At 34.4% G+C, this 4957-nt stretch carries 7 protein-coding genes; 4 read left to right on the forward strand and 3 right to left on the reverse strand.

The genetic code is table 11. The annotated features are described in order from the left end of the window. The first annotated feature begins 310 nt into the window (after window positions 1–310). Complete coding sequence (locus DZB84_RS24400; RefSeq protein WP_116354885.1) at window positions 311–862, forward strand: cupin domain-containing protein; 552 nt, start codon at window positions 311–313, stop codon at window positions 860–862. Window positions 863–1191: 329 nt separating this feature from the next. Here DZB84_RS24400 and DZB84_RS24405 read toward each other — a convergent pair whose 3' ends face one another. After that, on the reverse strand, window positions 1192–1410 hold the full coding sequence (locus tag DZB84_RS24405) for a hypothetical protein (RefSeq protein ID WP_116354886.1): 219 nt from the start codon (window positions 1408–1410) through the stop codon (window positions 1192–1194). A gap of 271 nt (window positions 1411–1681) precedes the next feature. Here DZB84_RS24405 and DZB84_RS24410 point away from each other — a divergent pair, with 271 nt between their 5' ends. Together DZB84_RS24410 and DZB84_RS25130 are read left to right on the forward strand one after the other, a co-directional pair. Then, complete coding sequence (locus tag DZB84_RS24410; RefSeq protein WP_116354887.1) at window positions 1682–1891, forward strand: helix-turn-helix domain-containing protein; 210 nt, start codon at window positions 1682–1684, stop codon at window positions 1889–1891. Window positions 1892–2054: 163 nt separating this feature from the next. Continuing rightward, window positions 2055–2192 (forward strand): hypothetical protein, encoded by a 138-nt coding sequence (locus DZB84_RS25130; RefSeq protein WP_189655364.1) that lies wholly within the window; start codon window positions 2055–2057, stop codon window positions 2190–2192. A gap of 598 nt (window positions 2193–2790) precedes the next feature. On the opposite strand, the gene DZB84_RS24415 is transcribed toward DZB84_RS25130, so the two are convergent. Together DZB84_RS24415 and DZB84_RS24420 are read right to left on the reverse strand one after the other, a co-directional pair. Continuing rightward, window positions 2791–3303 (reverse strand): type II toxin-antitoxin system PemK/MazF family toxin, encoded by a 513-nt coding sequence (locus tag DZB84_RS24415; RefSeq protein ID WP_116354888.1) that lies wholly within the window; start codon window positions 3301–3303, stop codon window positions 2791–2793. A 192-nt stretch (window positions 3304–3495) separates the two neighbouring features. Then, entirely contained in the window at window positions 3496–3972 is a 477-nt protein-coding gene (locus DZB84_RS24420) for a hypothetical protein (RefSeq protein ID WP_116354889.1), read from the reverse strand. A 211-nt stretch (window positions 3973–4183) separates the two neighbouring features. Between DZB84_RS24420 and DZB84_RS24425 the strand changes: the two genes are divergently transcribed. Next, window positions 4184–4759: a hypothetical protein gene (locus DZB84_RS24425; protein ID WP_116354890.1), complete on the forward strand. Its 576-nt coding sequence runs from the start codon at window positions 4184–4186 to the stop codon at window positions 4757–4759. Window positions 4760–4957: the final 198 nt, after the last annotated feature.

Consider the following 4957-nt stretch of genomic DNA (forward strand, 5'->3'; position numbering starts at 1 on the left):
TTAGTATTTGTAATTAAAAAAATTAGGAGCAAATAGAAATCCATATAAAAAAAGTCGAATCCATCAAGGATATCGGCTTTTTTAGATTGAAATTTGCTTAGCGTACAAAATTTCCGAAATGTTGGCTATACCCCTACTTGTAAGTTTCATAGTGTTTTTCCTCATCACCCTGTTCACCAAGAAATAACCGGGACACAGGGACAGGTTCGTTGCCCCAACTGAAAGATGAATCAGCACCTAAAAATTTGGGTTCCGCTCATTATCTCTCTTGCATAGGATATTTTAGCAATTTGAGGAGGGATTGAGTAAAATGAATTATGTAACATATGGATCCCCATATCATTATTATCACCATCATCATCACCACCACCCATATTACACGCATGTTCCTATGCCTTACTGGAACTATTGGGGATACCATTACCCACATATGGAAAGGGAAGTACGCCAGTTCACTGATCAAGGTAAGCAGCCATTTGTAATCAATATCAATGAAGCTACAAAGCAAAACAATACGTTTCGCACTGCGATTTGGACAGGAACTTACCTACAGCTAACATTAATGAGTTTGCAACCTGGGGAAGATATCGGTTTAGAAATACATCCTGATGTGGACCAATTCCTACGTGTTGAACAAGGCGATGGAATTGTTCAAATGGGGAAAAACAGAAATCAGTTAGACTTTGTAAGACAAATTACTGACGACTCAGCCATTTTTGTTCCAGCAGGGTATTGGCACAACCTAACAAATACAGGAAATATCCCATTAAAACTTTATTCAATCTATGCACCACCAAATCATCCATTCGGAACCGTCCATAAAACAAAAGCAGATGCGATGGAAGCTGAACACGAACACTAAGCTGTCGACTCTAATGATGGACAAAGTGGGTCAAGGGACCTGTCCCTGCGTCCCAAAAAAGGGCAGAGCCGAAATGGGCTCTGCCTAAAATTTATTTCTTGTGATATAATTTATTTAGTTCGTATTATATTGCGGTCTCTTCGTTCCCAGCGAGGAGGCCCTTTTCTTTTTCTCTGTCTTCTTTTTCTTTTTCAAGAATGAGCATAATCTCTTTTAAATCAACTGTTGGCTTTTCTAAAGCGGCAATTATCTCTTTTGTACTGTTTGTTGGTCCGATCTGTTTTACTAACTTAGTTAACAGCGATTTTAAATCTATGGTTAGCTTCTATTCATTTTGTTTTTCTAACTTTTCCATGATCAATTTCCCCCAATTTATTATTTAATTTAATAATTGCACCCGGAAGCAAATGTTTAATAACAGCTGCTGCTAATTTCTCTGCAGGGATAATTATCCTTTTTACGCTAATTGAAATCATCTCCCATTTATGTAAATCTTTAGCTTTTTCATTTTGCCCGCTCACTCCTTTAAATATTATTAAATATCCCACAAACAAAATTCCAAGCCTTTGACAAGATGATCACTTTAATTTTCTTGCTTAACGTAGATGACTAACATACCCGCTACAAATGAGCACAACATCGCAAACAATACATAAATAATCAGCATTTTTTCACCTTCCATTTATGTAAATCTTTAACTTATTAAAGATATTCTATTACTTTATGAAAATATTGTCAATTAAAAAATTAAAATAGTTGTAATATTTCTTCATATTATTATAGAATTGTTTTAGATAATTATAGAAACGAGGGTAAAATATGGGTTTTACATACGATCCTTTATGGAAATTATTAATTGACCGCAAAATGACCAAAGAGCAAATGCGAACAGAGCTTAAGATTTCACCCGCTACAATTGCAAAAATGGGTAAGGGTGGAAATGTATCGATGGATGTTCTGGAGAGAATCTGTTCACGTTTTAATTGTAAAATTGAGGACGTTGTTCAATACATACCAACAAAAGAATAGAACGAAAAGCCGTCTAGCGATGTGACAATCATCACCTGGACGGCTTTTTTATACGTTCCTAAAAGTATTTTCAGATATAAAGTTTATATCGAGTTAATACACTATTAATACTTACGTGGAAAGCAATTTTTAAGGCTAACCCCATTAAAGGAGGTGATGCCAAATGGAAGCTCTTCAGATTACACAGTTTGGATTTGAAATCTTTTTCGGAACTGCAACCTTTGTAATGGGTTTAATTACTTTATTTTTATTAACAAGAAAAAATCCTCCACAAAGGGAGGATGTAAAAGAGAAACGGTAGGCTTTCCATGTAATAAACTTCAACTGAGATGTGCCAGCATCTCAGTTTTTTTTATTTAATTTACTTAATTCATATTACTACGGTTAATTCGACCTCAGAAGCTTCTCGAGCATATTCCAATGGGAATGCCATTTAGAATGCCAATTAAATTTACTGTAATACAATGTATGACACTTTCTATTTTGTTATACAGCGTATATTCGTTTTACTTTTAATTTATTTAACTTCCCGAGCTCTTGAAAAGTGCATACCAGAAAATGAATAAAAAATACACTTTCCTGAACGAATGGGAGGGTGTTTTTAGTGTGTCTAAAAATACAAAAACCCCCTTCACGAATGAAGGAGGCCGGATTGCCTGTGACGAGACAGGCGAGACTTCCCTGCTACTGGAGCAGATCTGCTCGTGACTGGACGAGCGATGTATTTAAAGTTTACTCAGTTATAGCCATTTTATGACTCAATATGTAAAAAGGAGCCCCTAAAGGCCCCTATTTGAGAAAAACCGTGAATCGTTCACGTGATTTGCCTATGACTAAGATAGGCGATGTAAGTTAATTTCATTATAGGATGAAAGCTTGTCCCCGTCAAGTTGTTGGTTTCAAATTCCATATACCCACTTAACACGAGTTATTATACGATCCATGTCACCTGAATCAATATTTCCTTTGTGTTCACCTATACGCACCTTACTAATCGTCTTGGTTTCCTCTCCAAGAACGGCTGAATCATGGTCTAAAAAACTATATTTACCTTTTTTCAAAAAGTAGTGGCTGCTTAAACGAGGTTGATCTAGAACTTTAACCAGATTACCTTGTTTATCCTTAATAACTTTCTTTTTAAGGTTTTTTGTAAGTGGAATCACCGATACGTTACCTGAAGTCGAATTTATTGTGTCGTTAGAGACAACAAGAGCAGGACGATACTCACCTTGTTCTGCACCTACATTTTCTCCCAATTCGCACATATAAATCCCACCGCGGATAATTCCTCGTGATTTTTGCTTTTTCTCGTTATCGATCCACTCGTGTGCTAAATTTACCTTTTTTTCAATCCAAGTTCTTAGAGCATCCTCTTTTTCTGCTTTTTGCTCTTTTATAGGCTTTTTATTCATCTTTCCCCACCTCCCTTTAACCTATACGATTGTATCACTAAAAAGGTTTAGGTAGGACATAGAATATTTGGCAAATACAAAAAAAGCGCCACTCTCTTACGAAACTTCCTTTGCCGGCTTATCCGTTTTGTTTTATATAATTTATTTAATTTCCTAAGGCTTGATAGAGATAATCATTATTATGTATTAAAACTACTGTAACTCTCTTATAGTCTGTCTATGTATTCCTTTTTTAAAATGAATTAATGTCTCTTCTTCAACTCTTACAACTTTTAAATCAAGTTCAGAATACTTAGGTCTTTTTTTTATCAACTCTACTTCTTTAAATGCCTTTTTTTCTGTAGTAAATACTAAAACATGTTCTTTTTCAGGATGATAATAATCGGGGAACCAATGCTTATCATTAATTTTTATGGCATAGACATCCTCAAATCCATGAAAATCAAAATTATCTTCTCCTACTCGTACACCAGATGAATCTAAAGGTTCGTTAAGCAATTTCTGTAAAACATCCTCAAAGGACTTACCACTATGAATATACTTTATCTCTTCTTTCTCATCCAATACTCCAAAGCAAGCATGCCAATTTTTATTAGTTTTTATTACTGTAAAATGACCAGCATAATGCTCATTAGCGAACTCTTCAACTTTTGATAATAAAGCACTCATAAACCTAATATCCTCCTTTTCCAACCCTAAAACTGTTTACTCACTTTACACTGGCTAAAATGGAAGTTATGTTAACTAACAATTAAATTATACGTATCCCTAGCAAAGTTTCTCTATTATTTTTTTAATATATTGGTAAATATAAAAAATACTAGACAACATTAACAATTTATTAGAAAATATAGAAGAAAATGTAAAAGGAGGAATTATTTTGTCGAAAAAATTATTAGGATTTTTTTCTGTTTTTAGTTTAATATTTTTATTGTTAACTCCATTTAATTACGCTAATGCCGAATCACTTGAAAAAATAGATGATGCGGTAGAACTTGAAGTTCCTGAATCGTTATTGAATGGTGATGACCCTTTTTCTATTACTCAAGATCTTGATGCCGAGAGTTCTGAAATATCACCATTTGTTTTAGCTCCTGGTAATAAGTTCAGTGTAACGCTTACGCCAAGAATCACAAATGGGCTTGAAGCGAATTGGATTTATACAACAAATTCCCCAGTTTTAAGGGTTAATTTATCAATGACTCTCCAATATAAAAAAGAGTGGTATGACCTTACTTGGGACACAATTTATACTCAAGGATTTAATTATGCTGGAGGACAAGGTCTAAGAGAAGGTAATCAAAAGACATGGTATCCATCAAAAGCAGGAAGATATCGTGCCTGTGCTTCAGGTACTTTTACTAGAGTATCTGGTGGAGTTGCAGTTTATGGTTGTTCTGGTGCAATAACATACGATGGAAATAAAATTATTATTGCTAGCGAAAAGCAAAACTAAAATTAATTTATAAAAATAGTAGTTTCCAAGTTAAAAAATGGACTACTATTTTTTTATATATATTAAATAATAGGAGCATTCCTGTAATAAAGAAATTTGAGAGTTGAAACAAAAAGAGCCCTCTTGGTATAGTACGAGGTGTCCGAAGCTGCAGCGCAAGGACCCTTAATTAAGTAACCAAGGAGGACTCACTAATGA

It is taken from the genome of Bacillus sp. HNG (genome assembly GCF_003400205.1).
Taxonomy (GTDB): Bacteria; Bacillota; Bacilli; order Bacillales; family Bacillaceae_L; genus Ferdinandcohnia.

Coding starts and splice junctions, on each gene's coding strand:
- DZB84_RS24400 (WP_116354885.1), top strand. CDS start 311: ATGAATTATGTAACATATGGATCCCCATATCATTATTATCACCATCAT.
- DZB84_RS24410 (WP_116354887.1), top strand. CDS start 1,682: ATGGGTTTTACATACGATCCTTTATGGAAATTATTAATTGACCGCAAA.
- DZB84_RS25130 (WP_189655364.1), top strand. CDS start 2,055: ATGGAAGCTCTTCAGATTACACAGTTTGGATTTGAAATCTTTTTCGGA.
- DZB84_RS24415 (WP_116354888.1), bottom strand. CDS start 3,303: ATGAATAAAAAGCCTATAAAAGAGCAAAAAGCAGAAAAAGAGGATGCT.
- DZB84_RS24420 (WP_116354889.1), bottom strand. CDS start 3,972: ATGAGTGCTTTATTATCAAAAGTTGAAGAGTTCGCTAATGAGCATTAT.